We start from the raw sequence: 15,442 nt of genomic DNA, 5'->3' as shown, positions 1-15,442 counted from the left end.
GGGCATGAGCGACACCCCGCCGGACAGCGTCGTCCGTACGTACATCGACACCCACCGCGCCGCCTTCCTCGACGACCTCGCCGAATGGCTCCGCATCCCCTCGGTCTCGGCGCAGCCCGAGCACGCCGGAGACGTACGCCGCAGCGCCGAATGGCTCGCCGCGAAGCTCAAGGAGACCGGCTTCCCGGTCGCCGAGGTCTGGGAGACGCCGGGCGCCCCGGCCGTGTACGCGCACTGGCCGAGCGAGGACCCGCAGGCCCCGACCGTCCTCGTGTACGGGCACCACGACGTCCAGCCCGCCGCCCTCGCCGACGGCTGGCGCACCGACCCCTTCGAGCCGGTGGTCCAGGACGGCCGGATGTACGGGCGCGGCGCCGCCGACGACAAGGGCCAGGTGTTCTTCCACACCCTGGGCGTGCGCGCCCACCTCGCGGCCACCGGCGCCCCCGCCCCCGCCGTGCACCTCAAGCTGATCGTCGAGGGCGAGGAGGAGTCCGGGTCCGTCCACTTCCGCGACCTCGTCGAGGCCCGCGCCGCCGAGCTCGCCGCCGACGTCGTGATCGTCTCCGACACCGGCATGTGGTCCGAGACCACCCCCACCGTCTGCACCGGCATGCGCGGCGTCGCCGACTGCGAGATCGACTTCCAGGGCCCGGACCAGGACATCCACTCCGGCGCCTTCGGCGGGGCCGTGCCCAACCCGGCCACCGTCGCCGCCCGCGTCGTCGCCGCCCTGCACGACGCCGACGGGCGCGTGACGATCCCCGGCTTCTACGACGGCATCGCCGACCTCACCGACGCCGAGCGCGCCCTCATCGCCGAACTGCCCTTCGACGAGGCCGAGTGGCTGCGCACCGCCAAGTCGCACGCCACGGCCGGCGAGGCGGGCTACTCCACCCTGGAACGGGTCTGGGCCCGCCCGACCGCCGAGGTCAACGGCATCGGCGGCGGCTACCAGGGCCCCGGCGGCAAGACCATCGTGCCCGCCTCCGCCCACGTGAAGCTCTCGTTCCGGCTGGTGTCCGGGCAGGACCCGTACCAGGTCGAGGTCGCCGTCCAGGAATGGGTCGAGGGGCTCGTCCCGGCCGGAATCCGCCACTCCATCACCTTCGGCGCCCCGACCCGCCCCTGCCTCACCCCGCTCGACCACCCGGCGCTCCAGTCCGTCGTGCGCTCCATGGGCCGCGCCTTCGGCCAGAAGGTCCGCTTCACCCGCGAGGGCGGCTCCGGACCGGCGGCCGACCTCCAGGACGTCCTGGGCGCGCCCGTGCTCTTCCTCGGCATCTCCGTACCCTCCGACGGCTGGCACGCGCCCAACGAGAAGGTCGAGCTGGACCTGCTCCTCAAGGGCGTCGAGACCGCCGCCTACCTCTGGGGCGACCTGGCCGCCACCCACCGCGCACCCGCCTGAGCCGTCCGCGCGCCGCCGCGGCGCGGGCGCCCCGCCCGCCCCGCGGCACCCCAGTCCCGCACCGCCCTGCCGAGCCCGCCCTGTCCCACCACCGGGGGAGTTGGAAGTACCCGTGAGCACCCATACCGAGCCCGAGCGCCCGCTCTCGCTCGCCGCGCCCAGCGGAATCGACCGCGCCGCGCACCACCGCCTGGACGAGGCGTGGCTCGCCGCGGCGTGGAGCCACCCGAGCACCCGCGTCTTCGTCGTCTCCGGCGGCCAGGTCCTGATCGACGACACCCCCGACGGCGGCACCGCCATCGTGATGACCCCGGCCTTCGAGGCCCCGGTCACCGAGACCCACCGCTACTTCCTGGGCACCGACGAGGACGGCGTACGGTACTTCGCGCTGCAGAAGGACTCGCTGCCGGGCCGGATGGACCAGTCCGCCCGCCCCGCCGGGCTGCGCGAGGCCGGCCTGCTGCTGGGCCCGCGCGACGCCGGACTGATGGTGCACGCGGTGGCGCTGGAGAACTGGCAGCGCATGCACCGCTTCTGCTCCCGCTGCGGCGAGCGCACGGTGGTCGCGGCCGCCGGCCACATCCGCCGCTGCCCGGGCTGCGGGGCCGAGCACTACCCCCGCACCGACCCGGCCGTGATCATGCTGGTCACGGACGAGCACGACCGCGCGCTGCTGGGCCGCCAGGTGCACTGGCCGGAGGGCCGCTTCTCCACCCTCGCGGGCTTCGTGGAGCCGGGCGAGGCGATCGAGCAGTCCGTCATCCGCGAGGTGTGGGAGGAGGCGGGCGTCAAGGTCGGCGAGGTCGCGTACGTGGCCAGCCAGCCCTGGCCGTTCCCGTACAGCCTGATGCTCGGCTTCACGGCCCGCGCCACCACCTCCGAGATCACGGTGGACGGCGAGGAGATCCAGGAGGCCCGCTGGTTCTCCCGCGCGGACCTGCGCCGGGCGATCGAGACGGGCGAGGTCCTGCCCCCGTCGGGCATCTCCATCGCGGCCCGCCTCGTCGAACTCTGGTACGGCGAACCCCTGCCCCGCCCGACCGCGTAGGCCCACCACGGCAGAAGGCCCCCGCCGTGGCGGGGGCCGCTCCGTGCGCACGGCGGGATGTCAGACGGCGAGGGCCTGCTTCACCTGGGCGAGGGAGGGGTTCGTCATGACCGCCTCGGTGCCCGAGGCGGACTTCACGAGCACGGTGGGAACGGTCTGGTTGCCGCCGTTCGCCTTCTCCACGAAGGCGGCGGACTCCGGGTCGTGCTCGATGTTGATCTCGTTGTACGCGATGCCCTCGCGGTCCATCTGGCTCTTGAGCCGGCGGCAGTAACCGCACCAGGTCGTGCTGTACATCGTGACGGTGCCCGTGTCCTGCATGCTGCGCTCTCCTTCGTGGCGGTCCCGGTCGGTCCGACTACAGGAACGTACGCGACCGCCCCGCCATTCCCATAAGTACGACGGACGCGGGCACCCTGTGGACGGTTTTCCCGTCCGGCCCACCCGACCTGGCAGCATGGCGGGGTGACATCAGCAACGCACTCCCCGTCCTTCCCCGCCGTCGCGGACTCGGCCGACGCGGTGCTCCTGGGCCTCGACCCGGAGCAGCGCGAGGTCGCGACCACCCTGCGCGGTCCGGTGTGCGTGCTGGCCGGCGCCGGTACCGGCAAGACCCGCGCGATCACCCACCGCATCGCGTACGGGGTCCGGTCCGGGCAGCTCATGCCGGCCAGCGTGCTGGCCGTCACCTTCACCAACCGCGCCGCCGGTGAGATGCGGGGCCGGCTGCGCGGCCTCGGCGCGGGCGGGGTCCAGGCCCGCACCTTCCACTCCGCCGCCCTGCGCCAGCTCCAGTACTTCTGGCCGAGGGCGGTCGGCGGGGACGTGCCGCGCCTGCTGGAGCGCAAGGTCCAGTTCGTCGCGGAGGCCGGGGCGCGCTGCCGCGTCCGGCTCGACCGCAACGAGCTGCGCGACGTCACGGGCGAGATCGAATGGGCCAAGGTCACCCAGACCGTGCCCGCCGACTATCCGGCGGCCGCCCTGAAGGCGGGCCGCGAGACCCCCCGTGATCCGGCCGAGATCGCCCAGGTCTACGGCATGTACGAGCAGCTCAAGCGCGACCGCGGCATGATCGACTTCGAGGACGTGCTGCTGCTGACCGTCGGCATCCTCCAGGACCGCCACGACATCGCCGAGCAGATCCGCACCCAGTACCAGCACTTCGTCGTGGACGAGTACCAGGACGTCAGCCCGCTCCAACAGCGGCTGCTCGACCTGTGGCTGGGCGAGCGCGACAGCCTGTGCGTCGTCGGCGACGCCAGCCAGACCATCTACTCCTTCACCGGCGCCACCCCCGACCACCTGCTGAACTTCCGCACCCGCTATCCGCGGGCCACCGTGGTCAAGCTGGTCCGCGACTACCGCTCCACCCCGCAGGTCGTCCACCTGGCCAACGGGCTGCTGAACCAGGCCGGCGGCCGGGTCGCCGAGCACCGGCTGGAGCTGGTCTCCCAGCGCGAGGCCGGCCCCGAGCCGGTCTACGCCGAGTACCCGGACGAGCCCGCCGAGGCCGAGGGCGTCGCCCGGCGCATCCGCGACCTGGTCGCGGCGGGCGTCCCGGCCGGCGAGATCGCCGTCCTCTACCGCATCAACGCCCAGTCCGAGGTCTACGAGCAGGCCCTCGCCGACGCCGGCGTGCCCTACCAGCTGCGCGGGGCGGAGCGCTTCTTCGAGCGCAACGAGGTGCAGAAGGCGATCCTCGCCCTGCGCGGAGCGGCCCGCTCCGGCGGGAACGACCCGCTGCTCGACGACGTCGTCGAGCTCGGCTCCCAGGTGCGGGCCGTGCTCAGCTCCACCGGCTGGGCCGCCCAGCCGCCCGCCGGGTCCGGCGCGGTGCGCGACCAGTGGGAGTCGGTGGCCGCACTGGTCCGGCTCGCCGAGGACTTCGCCCGGGCCCGGCCCGGCGCCACCCTGGCCGACCTGACGGTCGAGCTGGACGAGCGCAAGGCCGCCCAGCACGCCCCGACCGTCCAGGGCGTCACCCTCGCCTCGCTGCACGCGGCGAAGGGCCTGGAGTGGGACGCCGTGTTCCTCGTGGGCCTGACCGACGGCATGATGCCGATCACCTACGCCAAGACCGACGAGCAGGTCGAGGAGGAGCGCCGGCTGCTCTACGTCGGCGTCACCCGGGCGCGGCTGCACCTGAACCTCTCCTGGGCGCTCTCCCGCGCCCCGGGCGGCCGGCCCTCCAGGCGCCCCAGCCGCTTCCTGAGCGGCCTGCGGCCCGGCTCCGCGGCCCGGGGCGCGGGGAAGGGCCCCGCGGCCGAGGGAGGGGCCCGCAAGCGCGGCCGCCGCGGGCCGGTCCTGTGCCGCGTCTGCGGCAGGACGCTGACCGAGGCCGGCGAGCTGAAGCTGATGCGCTGCGAGGACTGCCCGTCCGACATGGACGAGGGGCTCTACGAACGGCTGCGCGAGTGGCGCGCCGCCCAGTCCCAGGACCAGGGCGTGCCCGCGTACTGCGTCTTCACGGACAAGACGCTGATGGCCATCGCGGAGGCCGCTCCGGGCGAGCCGGGAGAGCTCTCGATGATCTCCGGGGTCGGCGGCCGGAAGCTCGACCGCTACGGAGTCGATGTTCTGGCCATCTGTGCAGGTCAGGAACCTGGGAGCCAGGATGCTGACGACGCGTAGAAAATCGTCGGAAAAATAGTTTGCACATGCCCCGCGCAGCCCCATAGGTTCTTAACAACGGAAACGGTGGCTTCTCCGAAGCCCCGGGTCCGTGCTGTACTTATCCGAATACGCACGGGACGGGCCTTCGGGCCGCTCCCCGAGACGCCGAGAGGAGGCGAGACCAGTGGCCAGCTTCATGACCTTCACCAAAATGACCGATCGCTCGGTCGACGCTTCCTGCCTGCTCGGTTCCGTCTCCGCCCTGGGTACCGGTCTGTCCGCGATTTCCGCCGGCAGCCCCGCCCTCCTGGCGACCCTTCCGGTCAGCGAGCGCAATGAGCGACCGATCCAGGCACCGGTGGCAGTACTGGAAGCCCAGGCGCACGGCGCCTATGGGTTTGCGGCCGCAGCCGGTGCCGGAGCCAAGACGAAGCAGACGAAGCAGCAGCACCACCTGATGTGGGCCTTCCGCGGGCTCGAACCCTGGAGTGATCCAGCCTGACGTGTGATCAGGCCGGCGCCTTCAGGGCCGCGGAACCCCACCCGGGATCCGCGGCCCTTCTGTTTGTCCCCGAACGGGGACGACGGAGCGAAGGGGCCTCGGGACTGGCAGAACCAGGTACCAGCCGAGACCGGCCGACCGGCCGGAACGACTAGCCACCAAGACGAGGAAGAAACCACCGTGCAACTCGAAGCGCACGCCCCGTCCGTCACGCAGACCCACACGATCTCCCCGCCCGCAGTCCCGGAGGACCCCGCCTTGACCCCGCTCACCGCGCTGACCGCGCTCGACGACGCCATCGAGAACCTCGGCGTCCCGGTTCCCTGCCGCACCTTCGACCCCGAGGTCTTCTTCGCCGAGTCCCCGGCCGACGTCGAATACGCCAAGTCGCTCTGCCGCACCTGCCCGCTGGTCGAGGCCTGCCTCGCCGGGGCGACCGAGCGCCGCGAGCCCTGGGGCGTCTGGGGTGGCGAGCTCTTCGTCCAGGGTGTGGTCGTAGCCCGCAAGCGTCCCCGTGGCCGTCCGCGCAAGAACCCGGTCGTCACGGCATGACCGCCATCGGAACCATCGACCGCCCCCTCACGCACGACCCCTTGAAGCAGGCCCTCATGACCCCCCACACCACGAGCGAGCAGCCGCACGGCGCCGCCCACGCAGACTTCATCACCGCCGGTGCGATGACCTCGCGCCAGAACAGGACCCGCGAAATGCAACTCATCCCAGAAGCCCTGGCCCGTGCCCATATGGACGACCGCATGCGCGAGGTGGACGCCGAGCGTCACGCCCTGCGCCTGGTCTCCGCCCGCCGCATGCAGCGGCGAGCCGAGCGCGTCTCGCTGCGCGCCCGGCGGGCCCTCGCCCGCGCCGTCATGCACTGACCCGGCCGGCGCACCGCCGGCCGGGCAACCGCACACGAAGAACCCGGGGGGACCGGTCCGCACGGACCGGTCCCCCCGGTGCGTTCGAGCGCCCGCCGGTCCGCGCGGAGGCGGGACGCCGGGCCCGCACGGAGCCGCCGCCCGCCCGTGGAGCCCGCCGCCCGCCGCCGCGACGACCGGCCGTCCCGCCCGCCGCGGCCCCGCGGACCGCGTCCGCGACCGCGCTACGGGGTCACTCGGCAGACGCGAAGCCCGGCAGCCAGGAGTCCAGCTCCTCGCGCAGCCGCACCGTCGCGCCCAGCTGGCACAGCACCCCGATGGTGCTCAGCGTCACCCGGTGGATCAGCAGGTAGGACGGCGGCAGGTTGATCTGCCGCCCCAGCTGGTGCGCGGGGGAGCGGGGGTCGGCGATCCGGGCCGCCTGGCCGCGCAGCCACGGCCGGGTGAAGGTGAACTCCTCCGCCTCGGCCGGCTCGATGATCGGCTTCAGGTAGTCCAGCACCGCGTCCGGGTCCAGCTCGACGGACCCCTTCACGAACCCCTCGGCGCACAGGTGCCCGTAGACCCCCTCGGCGTCGCCGTCCAGCGTCATCCGCAGGGACCGGCCGATGGGCTTGGGCCAGCCGCCGGGCAGCCGGTCCACCGTGCCGAAGTCCAGCACGCCCAGCCGCATCCGGCCCTCCGGGCCCGATATCAGCCGGAAGTTGCCCGGGTGCGGATCCGCGTGCAGCAGCCCGGTGCGGGCGGGGCCGGAGAAGAGGAATCGGGCCAGCAACTGCCCGGCGCGGTCGCGCTCCTCCTGCGTGCCGTCGGCGATCACCTCCGACAGCGGCGTCCCCTCCATCCACTCGGTCACCAGGACCTGGTCGCCCTGGTGCACGACGTCCGGCACGACCACGTCGGGATCGCCGTCGAACGCGTCCGCGTGGGTGCGCTGCGCCTCGGCCTCCAGCTCGTAGTCCAGCTCCTCCGCGACCCGGTCGCGCAACTCCTTGATCAGCGGCTTGATCTCCATGCCCGGGATCAGCGGGCCCAGCAGCCCGGCGAAGCGGGCCAGCTGCTTCAGGTCCGAGAGCAGCGCCTCGCCGGCCCCCGGGTACTGGACCTTGACCGCCACCTGACGGCCGTCGTGCCACACCGCCCGGTGCACCTGCCCGATCGAGGCCGCAGCCGCCGGCTTGTCCTCGAACTCCTCGAACAGCTCCCGCCAGTCGGCCCCGAGCCGCTCCGCCAGCACCTGGTGCACGGTCGAGGCGGGCAGCGGCGGAGCGGCCTCCTGCAGCTTGGTCAGCGCGGCCCGGTAGGGGCCCGCGACCTCCTCGGGGAGGGCCGATTCGAAGACGGACAGGGCCTGGCCGAACTTCATGGCCCCGCCCTTCAGCTCACCGAGCGTCTTGAAGAGCTGCTCGGCGGTGCGCTGCTGGAGCTCGCGCGCCACGATCTCCGCCGACTTGCCCCCGATCCGCTTGCCCAGGCCCCACGTGGCCCGGCCCGCGAAGCCGAGCGGCAGCGCGGCCAGCTTGACGGTACGGGTGACCGCCTTCCGGGGAAGATCAGACATGCGCCCCTCCATTTCCCAGACAGCCGCGCCGCAAGCGGCGGTTCACGAAGACCCCTCGGACCCCACGCATCCTGTCATGGGCCCGTGGGACGGTCCGCTCCCGATCCTCCTCCCGTCCGCTCGAGCGCCGCTGGCCGCCCGGCACCCGCCCCGCACGGACAGCCGGGATGCGCACGCACCGGCGCGTGCTCCCAGTGCAGGCCCGGCAGGGCCGCCTCCCAGCGGGCACCGGTCGACGCGGGCAGCTCCCCGTCCAGGAACGACAGCGCATGGGCGGCGGCCAGACCGGCGGTCGCCGTGGACAGCCCCAGATCACAGGCGGCGGTCGCCCTGCGGCGGTGCGCGGAACGCCACTGCACCAGCATCCGCGGCCAGGCCGCGTCCCGCTCCACCCGGTCGCGCTCCATGCACCCCGCGCACCCGGTGGCCCCCGGCAGGACCAGCGGGCCCACCAGCCCCGTGCCCTCCAGCACCCCCGCGTAGAGGTGCGGAACGCCCGAGGCGACCCAGCCCGCGGCCGTCTCCGGATCGGGGGCCCAGGCGTGCAGCCCGTCCCGCGGAGCGACCACCACCAGGGCCAGCCCCGGCTCCGGGCCCCCGTCCTCCCCGGTCCGCGGCGCCCGCCCGGGCGCCGCCTCGCGCACCAGCCGGGCCGCCGCCTCCGCCCGCAGCCGGCCCACGCCCGCGGCCCCCAGCCCGCCCGGCGCCACGTCCCCCGGTTCCACCCGGCCCCCGTCCAGGACGTCGACCCGGCCCACGCCGGCACCCGACAGGACCGCGGCGATCACGGCCCCCACCCGGCCGCTCCCGCGCACCTGCACCCGCAGCGCCCGGCGCGCGGCGACACCCCGCAGGTCGCCGCCCGGCTCCCGGCGCACCAGGGAGAGCGAGCCCAGATCCGGCCCCAGCCGCTCCAGTGCCTCCGGCCGCTGCCGGACGGCCTGGGCCCGCGGACCGCCGGCGGTGGCGTCGTCGAGCACACCGGCCCGCGCCAGCCGCCGGACCAGCTCGTCGGCCTGCCCGTCCGGCAGCCCCATCCCCGCGGCCTCCGCCCGCAGCAGCTCCATCCCGCGCGTCCCGTCGATCCGGTCGATGAGCGACCCCGTCGCCGTGTCCACCGGCCCGAACACCACCGCGTGCGCGGGCGTCACCCCGAACTGCACCGTCCGCAGATCCCGCCAGGCCCGCGCCAGCGCGGGCTTCACCTTCGGATACACCGCCGCCCCCTCATCCCGGTCGCCTCATCCCGGTCACCGCACCCGGCCACCGCTTCCCGTCCCCGCCACACTGCCCTCCCGCCGCCCCGGGTGCGGAAAGTTGTCCACAGGCGGCGGGTATCGGTCATATCTGATGAAGAATTCGGATGCGGACGGCGGCCGATCCGGGGACCGGCTCCGAACCGACCGTGTTCGAACCCCGGACGCGCGGGACTTCCGCGACGGCGACCGGGTACCGTCATGGCGTGTCCGCCGACCCACCCCAGCGCGCCGTCGAAGTCCGCCGGAGCGCGCGCCGCCGCAGGACCGTATCCGCCTACCGCGAGGGTGACCGTACGGTCGTCCTCATCCCTGCCCGGATGTCCGAGGCCGAGGAGCGCCGCTGGGTGGGCGTGATGCTCGACAAGCTGGCCGCGCAGGAGAGCAAGCGGACCCTCGGGGACGCGGAGCTGACCGAGCGCGCCGACCGGCTGTCCGAGCAGTACTTCGCCGCCCGCGCCCGCCCCCGCACCGTCCGCTGGGTCACCAACCAGAACACCCGCTGGGGCTCCTGCACCCCGGCCGAGGGCAGCATCCGGCTCTCGCACCGCCTCCAGGGCATGCCCGAGTACGTGGTCGACTACGTGCTCCTCCACGAGCTGGCCCACCTCCTCGTACCCGGCCACGGCCCGGACTTCTGGCAGCTGCTGGAGGCCTACCCGCGCACCGAACGGGCCCGCGGCTACCTGGAGGGCGTGGTCGCCGCCGAGCGCCTGCCCACCGCCCCCGCGGACCCCTCCGCACCCCGCGACGGCGCCGGCGAGGACGCCGACGGGGGCCCCGCGGACCGCTCCGGCGACTGACCCGCCGCCCGCCCCGGGGGCACGGACGGCGTTGTGTACCGGGTCGGTACCGACTTGGCCGGATGTCGGCCATTGCCGTTAGCCTGAGCCGCACGTGTTCACAGTCGGGATGGGGGACGGTCGTACGCATGGCCAGGGAATTCCAACGCGGCCACAAGGCCAAGATCAGTGATCTGACGGCGGGTACCGACCTGTACGTGGGCGTCCAGATCTCCGGACCCGGACTCGCCTTCGACATCAGCTGCTTCGGCCTCGACGCCGACGAGCGGCTCTCGGACGACCGGTACTTCGTCTTCTTCAACCAGCCGAAATCGCCGGAGGAGTCCATCCAGCAGCTCGGCCCGCAGGCCGGCGACACCGAATCCTTCCGGGTCACGCTGGATCGCGTCCCCGCCTCGATCCACAAGCTGTCCTTCACCGCCACCATCGACGGCGCCGGGCAGATGTCGCAGGTCGGGCCCGGATACATCCGCGTCGTCGCCGGTGGCGAAGAGGTCGTCCGGTACGCGTTCACGGGCTCCGAGTTCACCACCGAGCGGGCCGTCATGCTCGGCGACTTCTACCTCAAGGACGTGTGGCGCTTCGCCGCCGTCGGCCAGGGCTTCGACGGCGGGCTCGACGCGCTGCTGCGCAACTTCGGCGGCGAGGTCGCCGAGGAGCCGCAGCCCGAGCCGCAGCTCCCCGCCCAGGGCGCGGCCCCCGGCTTCGCCCCGCCCGCGCAGGCCGCCGCCCCGGCGCCCGCCCCGTCCTTCGGCGCCCCGGCCCCGCAGGCCCCCGCCCCGCAGCCGCCGGCCCCCGCGCCGTCCTTCGGTGCCCCCGCGCCCGCACCGGCCCAGCAGCCCCTGCCGTACCACCAGCCCGCGCCCCCCGCGCCGGTCCACAGCGCACCCACCCTGGCCGCGCCGCTCGCCGCGCCGCCCCCCGCGCCGTACGGGCAGCCGCAGCAGCCCTCGTACGGGCAGGTCCCGGGCCAGTACCCCGGCCAGGTCCCGCCGCCCGCCCCGGCCCCCGCGCCCTACGGTCAGCAGCCGGTGTACGGCCACCAGCCCTCCCACGGCCAGCTCCCCGGCCACGGCCACCAGCCCGGGCCCGCTCCTGCGGCCGGCCCCGGCGCCGGACTCGCCGCGGCCCTCCAGCCGTACAAGGAAGCGCCCACCGGCGCCCGCTGGACCCCGCAGAACCAGCAGCTCATGCGCGTCGACCTGTCCATGGGCGGCCAGGGCGTCCTCGCCCGCCAGGGCAGCATGGTGCTCTACCAGGGCAAGGTGGACTTCGGCTACAAGGGCGCGGGCTTCGCCGGCCGCATCGTCGGCAACGCCACCGGCCAGGAGCTGCAGCTCATGCGCTGCACCGGCCGCGGCCAGGTCTTCCTCGCCGAGACCGGCGCCCACCTGCACGCCATCGAGCTCCAGGGCGACGCCATCTGCGTCTCCGCCGAGAACGTGCTCGCCTTCGACGAGTCCCTCCAGCACGAGGTCCGCCGCATCGAGGGCCACGGCATCCCCGGCGGGGCCCTGTTCACCATGCAGTTCCAGGGCACCGGCACGGTGATCGTCAAGACCCACGGCGTGCCGGTCGTCCTGCCCGTCACCCCGACCACCTTCGCGGACAGCAACGCCGTCGTCGCCTGGTCCGCCGCCTCGCAGGTGATCATCTCCAGCCAGGTCAGGCTGCGCCGCAACGCCTACCCCGGTCACAGCGGGGAGACCGTGAACCTCCAGTTCCGCGGCGCTCCCGGCAACTTCATCGTCGTCCAGCCGTACGAGGTCTGAGGGAGCCCGTCATGAACGCAATGAACCAGCAGCTCGCGGGCTACGCCCCGACCCCCGTCACGGCCCGCATGGAGAACCACGGCCGGGCCATGCTCAAGGTCGCCATGCGGAGCGGCCAGGACCTCTTCGCCCGCACCGGCTCGATGGTCGCCTACGAGGGCTTCGTCCAGTACGAGCCCAACCCGCCGGCCGTCCGGCAGATGGCCTCGCAGTGGCTCACCGGCGAGGGCGCCCCGCTGATGAAGTGCACCGGCGACGGCCTGCTCTACCTCGCCGACTACGGCGCGGACGTGGTCGTCATCAACCTCGCCGACGACGCCCTCTCGGTCAACGGCACCAACCTGCTCGCCTTCGACGCGCACCTCCAGTGGGGCGTCGAGCGGGTCAAGGGCATGGCCAAGTTCGCCGGTCAGGGCCTGTTCAACGTGCAGGTGTCCGGCACCGGCTGGGTGGCGATCACCTCCCGGGGCACGCCGATCGTCGTCGACTGCGGACGCGGCGAGGACGAGACGTACGTGGACCCGGACGCGCTCGTCGCCTGGTCCCCGAACCTCAAGGTCAAGGGCAAACGCAGTTTCAAGGCCTCGTCGATGATCGGCCGGGGCAGCGGAGAGGCCTACCAGATGGCCTTCTCCGGCCAGGGCATCGTCGTCGTCCAGCCCAGCGAGGACAGCACCGACCGGCTCCGGACCCGGGGCTGAGGGGGAGCGGGAACACATGCAGAGCTCACTTTTCGCCCACGCGGAGGCACAGTCCCAGGAGCGGTACGCGGTCCAGAACCCGCAGCTGCTGCGGGTCTCGCTGACCGGCTCCGACGACGTCCTCGCCCGCAAGGGGGCGATGGTCGCCTACCAGGGGATCATCGACTTCGACGGCGAGTACCAGAGCGCGAACCAGCGCGGCGCCCGCAGCCGCACCGGCGAGGGCCTCGACCTGATGCGCTGCTCCGGGCAGGGCACCGTCTACCTGGCCAACCTGGCCCAGTACGTCCACGTGGTCGACGTGGACCAAGACGGCCTGACCGTGGACAGCAGCTACGTGCTGGCCCTGGACTCCGCCCTGCACACCGAGGTCATCGCCGTGGACAGCCAGTACGGGATCTCCGGCTCCGGCAAGTACCAGCTCAACATCACCGGCCGCGGCAAGGTCGCGCTGATGACCTCCGGGCAGCCGCTGATGATGCAGGTCACCCCGGACAAGTACGTGAACGCCGACGCGGACGCCATCGTCGCCTGGTCGACCTCGCTGCGGGTGCAGATGCAGGCCCAGACCCACTCCAGCGGGGTCTGGCGGCGCCGCGGCAACACCGGCGAGGGGTGGGAGCTGAGCTTCCTGGGCACCGGCTTCGCCCTGGTCCAGCCCAGCGAGGCGCTGCCGCCGCAGAACGCCCAGCCGGGCCAGGGCGCGGCGGCCCAGTTCGGGATGGGCCAGCACGGCGCCCACGCGCAGAACCAGAACAACGCCTGGAACTAGCCCACGGCGGGGGCCGTCCCGAGCCGGGACCGCCCCCGCCGCGGCCGGTGCCTCAGCGGCCGGGGGTGTCGCCGAGCCGTGTCAGGGTCGCCTCCAGCAGCCGCACCACCGAGGTGTCGGCCACCGCCGCCACCTCCGCGTACGGGAACCAGCGCAGGTCCAGCGACTCCTCGCTGATCTCCGCCACCGAGCCGGCCGGGGCCAGCGCCGCGTACTGCACGTCCAGGTGCCAGTTGCACGGCGCGGGGATCGGGTGCCGGTCCAGCCGTACCGGGCCGCCGGCCAGCAGGGTCAGCCCGGAGGCGATGCCCGACTCCTCGACGGCCTCGCGCAGCGCCGCCTCCGCGAGCGTGGCGTCACCGGGCTCGCAGTGGCCGCCCATCTGCAACCACATGCCCAGCTTCCGGTGCAGGGTCAGCAGCACGCGCCGGCCCTCCGGGTCCACCACCAGCGCGCTGCCGGTGACGTGCCCGGCCGTGCACGGCTTGTAGACCCCGTCCGGGTGGGCCGCCAGGTGCTCCAGGTACAGGTCGCGCAGCTCGGGCTGGTCCTCGTAGCGCTTCAGGACGAGGACCGCGTCGTCGTGCAGGCTCACTTCTTCCCGTCGCCCTCGTCGCCCTCGCCCTTGCCGCCGCGGCCGTCCTCGGCGTCCGCGGCGCTGCCGGGGGCGCCGTCCTGCGGTGCGTCCGCCGGCCCCTCGCCCTGCGGCGACCGGCCCGCGCGCTTCTCGGCCGCCTCGCCGAGCATCTTGTCGATCTCGGAGAAGTCCGGCTGCTCGCGGTGGACGAAGCCGTCCGGGTCGTCCAGGTCGGAGGCGGTGGGCAGCATGTCCGGGTGCTCCCACAGGCCGTCGCGGCCGTCCACGCCGCGCGCGTCCGTCAGCGAGGCCCACAGGCGCGAGGCGTCGCGCAGCCGGCGCGGCCGAAGCTCCAGCCCGATCAGCGTCGCGAAGGTCTGCTCCGCCGGGCCGCCCGAGGCGCGCCGTCGGCGCATGGTCTCGCGCATCGCGTCCGCCGAGGTCAGCCGGGGCTTGGCGGCCTCGTGCACCACCGCGTCGACCCAGCCCTCGACCAGCGCGAGGGCCGTCTCCAGGCGGGCCAGCGAGGCCTTCTGCTCCGGAGTGTCCTGCGGCTGGAACATGCCGCCCGCGAGGGCCTCCTGCAACTGCTCGGGGTTGGACGGGTCGAGCTGGCCGACCGCTTCCTCCAGCTTGGAGGTGTCGACGGTGATGCCGCGGGCGTAGCCCTCGACCGCGCCGAACAGGTGCGAGCGCAGCCACGGCACGTGCGCGAAGAGCCGCGCGTGGGCCGCCTCGCGCAGCGCCAGGTAGAGCCGGACCTCGTCCTGCGGGACGCCCAGGTCCTTGCCGAAGCCCTCGATGTTCAGCGGCAGCAGCGCCGCCTTGCCGCCGGGCCCCAGCGGCAGCCCGATGTCCGTGGAGCCGACGACCTCGCCCGCCAGCGTGCCCACGGCCTGGCCGATCTGCTGGCCGAACATGGCGCCGCCCATGGAGCGCATCATGCCCAGCAGCGGGCCCGCCATGGCCTGCATCTCCTCGGGCAGCACCCCGCCCATCGCCGCCCCGACGCGCTCGGCGACCGGGTCCACGAGCTCCTTCCACGCCGGCAGGGTCGCCTCGACCCACTCGGCGCGGCTCCAGGCCACGGCGGTCGCGGCGCCGGAGGGCAGCGAGGTGACCCCGTCGAGCCAGTGGTCGGCGAGGCGCACCGCCTCCTGGACCGCCGACTTCTCGGCGACGCCGACGCTGGCGTCCTTCACGCCGTCCGCCGTGCCCTGGGCGACGGTCTGGCGGGCGATGTCCTTGGCCATGTCCCAGTTGACGGGACCGCCCTCGTAGCTGAGCATCTGGCCGAGCTGCTGGAAGGCCGCCCCCAGGTCGTTCGGGTTCATCGCACCGAACATCGCGGCGAACGGATTGTCCGCCCCGCCGGGGCCGCCGGCGCCGCCCGGCAGGCCCATGCCGGGGAACCCGAACGGATTCGCCGGGCCGCCCTGGCCGCCCTGATCGCCCTTCTTCTTGCCCTGGTCGCCGTCCTCCGGCTCCTCGGGCGGAAGGCCGAATCCGAATGGGGTGTCGCTCACGGGTTTCCTCGGCTCGTAGGGC

At 73.8% G+C, this 15,442-nt stretch carries 15 protein-coding genes; 10 read left to right on the top strand and 5 right to left on the bottom strand.

Annotated elements, in window-relative coordinates:
* The first annotated feature begins 4 nt into the window (after window positions 1-4).
* Window positions 5-1,411 carry a dipeptidase gene (locus CP968_RS11850; protein WP_150517977.1) on the top strand — a complete coding sequence of 469 codons (1,407 nt, stop codon included), beginning with the start codon at window positions 5-7 and terminating at the stop codon, window positions 1,409-1,411.
* A 112-nt stretch (window positions 1,412-1,523) separates the two neighbouring features.
* Window positions 1,524-2,459, top strand: coding sequence for an NAD(+) diphosphatase (gene nudC, locus CP968_RS11845; RefSeq protein WP_150517976.1), 936 nt, complete (start codon window positions 1,524-1,526; stop codon window positions 2,457-2,459).
* A gap of 60 nt (window positions 2,460-2,519) precedes the next feature.
* Here nudC and CP968_RS11840 read toward each other — a convergent pair whose 3' ends face one another.
* Window positions 2,520-2,780 carry a mycoredoxin gene (locus CP968_RS11840; protein WP_150517975.1) on the bottom strand — a complete coding sequence of 87 codons (261 nt, stop codon included), beginning with the start codon at window positions 2,778-2,780 and terminating at the stop codon, window positions 2,520-2,522.
* Window positions 2,781-2,924: 144 nt separating this feature from the next.
* On the opposite strand from CP968_RS11840, the gene CP968_RS11835 reads away from it, so the two are divergent.
* The 4 genes from CP968_RS11835 (at window position 2,925) to CP968_RS11820 (ending at window position 6,452) form a co-directional block, all read left to right on the top strand.
* A complete protein-coding gene (locus tag CP968_RS11835; RefSeq protein WP_150517974.1) occupies window positions 2,925-5,090 on the top strand; it encodes an ATP-dependent DNA helicase UvrD2 in 2,166 nt (721 codons plus the stop codon).
* A 166-nt stretch (window positions 5,091-5,256) separates the two neighbouring features.
* Window positions 5,257-5,574 carry a hypothetical protein gene (locus tag CP968_RS11830; RefSeq protein WP_373304101.1) on the top strand — a complete coding sequence of 106 codons (318 nt, stop codon included), beginning with the start codon at window positions 5,257-5,259 and terminating at the stop codon, window positions 5,572-5,574.
* Between the two features lie 180 nt (window positions 5,575-5,754).
* A complete protein-coding gene (locus CP968_RS11825) occupies window positions 5,755-6,126 on the top strand; it encodes a WhiB family transcriptional regulator (protein ID WP_150517973.1) in 372 nt (123 codons plus the stop codon).
* Window positions 6,123-6,452 (top strand): hypothetical protein, encoded by a 330-nt coding sequence (locus CP968_RS11820; protein WP_150517972.1) that lies wholly within the window; start codon window positions 6,123-6,125, stop codon window positions 6,450-6,452. Before CP968_RS11825 ends, CP968_RS11820 begins: the two co-directional genes overlap by 4 nt.
* Before the next feature lie 232 nt (window positions 6,453-6,684).
* Here the strand turns inward: CP968_RS11820 and CP968_RS11815 are convergent, their stop codons facing one another.
* Window positions 6,685-8,013, bottom strand: a complete 1,329-nt coding sequence (locus CP968_RS11815; RefSeq protein ID WP_150517971.1) for an ABC1 kinase family protein — start codon at window positions 8,011-8,013, stop codon at window positions 6,685-6,687.
* A 74-nt stretch (window positions 8,014-8,087) separates the two neighbouring features.
* Complete coding sequence (locus tag CP968_RS11810; protein WP_150517970.1) at window positions 8,088-9,230, bottom strand: ThiF family adenylyltransferase; 1,143 nt, start codon at window positions 9,228-9,230, stop codon at window positions 8,088-8,090.
* A 245-nt stretch (window positions 9,231-9,475) separates the two neighbouring features.
* On the opposite strand from CP968_RS11810, the gene CP968_RS11805 reads away from it, so the two are divergent.
* The 4 genes from CP968_RS11805 to CP968_RS11790 all read left to right on the top strand — a co-directional run bounded on the left by CP968_RS11805 (window position 9,476) and on the right by CP968_RS11790 (window position 13,317).
* A complete protein-coding gene (locus tag CP968_RS11805) occupies window positions 9,476-10,072 on the top strand; it encodes a M48 metallopeptidase family protein (protein ID WP_167536793.1) in 597 nt (198 codons plus the stop codon).
* A gap of 128 nt (window positions 10,073-10,200) precedes the next feature.
* The gene (locus CP968_RS11800) at window positions 10,201-11,844 is read left to right on the top strand and encodes a TerD family protein (RefSeq protein ID WP_150517969.1); all 1,644 of its coding nucleotides are present in this window, start codon (window positions 10,201-10,203) and stop codon (window positions 11,842-11,844) included.
* A 20-nt stretch (window positions 11,845-11,864) separates the two neighbouring features.
* Window positions 11,865-12,545: an AIM24 family protein gene (locus tag CP968_RS11795; RefSeq protein ID WP_150521870.1), complete on the top strand. Its 681-nt coding sequence runs from the start codon at window positions 11,865-11,867 to the stop codon at window positions 12,543-12,545.
* Between the two features lie 16 nt (window positions 12,546-12,561).
* Complete coding sequence (locus CP968_RS11790) at window positions 12,562-13,317, top strand: AIM24 family protein (RefSeq protein WP_150517968.1); 756 nt, start codon at window positions 12,562-12,564, stop codon at window positions 13,315-13,317.
* 52 nt (window positions 13,318-13,369) lie between these two features.
* Here the strand turns inward: CP968_RS11790 and CP968_RS11785 are convergent, their stop codons facing one another.
* Together CP968_RS11785 and CP968_RS11780 are read right to left on the bottom strand one after the other, a co-directional pair.
* Window positions 13,370-13,912 (bottom strand): NUDIX hydrolase, encoded by a 543-nt coding sequence (locus CP968_RS11785; protein ID WP_150517967.1) that lies wholly within the window; start codon window positions 13,910-13,912, stop codon window positions 13,370-13,372.
* Window positions 13,909-15,420: a zinc-dependent metalloprotease gene (locus CP968_RS11780; RefSeq protein WP_150517966.1), complete on the bottom strand. Its 1,512-nt coding sequence runs from the start codon at window positions 15,418-15,420 to the stop codon at window positions 13,909-13,911. The genes CP968_RS11785 and CP968_RS11780 overlap by 4 nt, the downstream gene beginning before the upstream one ends.
* Between the last annotated feature and the right edge of the window lie 22 nt (window positions 15,421-15,442).

Source organism: Streptomyces subrutilus (assembly GCF_008704535.1).
GTDB lineage: Bacteria > Actinomycetota > Actinomycetes > Streptomycetales > Streptomycetaceae > Streptomyces > Streptomyces subrutilus.
Note: the sequence above shows the minus strand (reverse complement) of the source record. Positions and strands in the feature narration are given on the sequence as shown.

What these genes read in the sequence shown, in the direction of transcription:
- CP968_RS11840 (WP_150517975.1), bottom strand. Translation starts at nt 2,780, where the DNA reads ATGCAGGACACGGGCACCGTCACGATGTACAGCACGACCTGGTGCGGT.
- CP968_RS11790 (WP_150517968.1), top strand. Translation starts at nt 12,562, where the DNA reads ATGCAGAGCTCACTTTTCGCCCACGCGGAGGCACAGTCCCAGGAGCGG.
- CP968_RS11815 (WP_150517971.1), bottom strand. Translation starts at nt 8,013, where the DNA reads ATGTCTGATCTTCCCCGGAAGGCGGTCACCCGTACCGTCAAGCTGGCC.
- CP968_RS11795 (WP_150521870.1), top strand. Translation starts at nt 11,865, where the DNA reads ATGAACCAGCAGCTCGCGGGCTACGCCCCGACCCCCGTCACGGCCCGC.
- CP968_RS11800 (WP_150517969.1), top strand. Translation starts at nt 10,201, where the DNA reads ATGGCCAGGGAATTCCAACGCGGCCACAAGGCCAAGATCAGTGATCTG.
- CP968_RS11820 (WP_150517972.1), top strand. Translation starts at nt 6,123, where the DNA reads ATGACCGCCATCGGAACCATCGACCGCCCCCTCACGCACGACCCCTTG.
- CP968_RS11850 (WP_150517977.1), top strand. Translation starts at nt 5, where the DNA reads ATGAGCGACACCCCGCCGGACAGCGTCGTCCGTACGTACATCGACACC.